The 236-nt window shown below is 53.8% G+C and carries 1 protein-coding gene; it reads left to right on the top strand.

The genetic code is table 11. The features are described from left to right. Positions 1-236: hypothetical protein (locus R0J88_RS23505; protein WP_410901391.1), on the top strand; the 236-nt coding region annotated here is incomplete at both ends.

The raw sequence follows: 236 nt of genomic DNA, 5'->3' as shown, positions 1-236 counted from the left end.
AGGGCATGGACGTTGCGCGTATCTGCAAGCTCTCGCAGAAGACGACCAAAAGCACGTTCGAGCGCAGCTGGCGAAAAGAAGTGTTTGCTCACGCAATCGGTGACGAGGACCTTGATGCACTAACGCCCGATAAACTGAAGCTGTGCGTAAGCGAACGTCTGAAGGAGCTGGAATATGGCCCTCACTCGGGAGAAATTCGCTCCCTTTTATTGCTGTTCAATCTCGCCACCTCGCTG

The sequence above is a fragment of the Pseudoalteromonas sp. SIMBA_162 genome (genome assembly GCF_046535955.1).
Lineage (GTDB): Bacteria > Pseudomonadota > Gammaproteobacteria > Enterobacterales > Alteromonadaceae > Pseudoalteromonas > Pseudoalteromonas marina.
The sequence above is the reverse complement of the archived record's forward strand: the minus strand, read 5'-3'. Positions and strand labels throughout refer to the sequence as shown.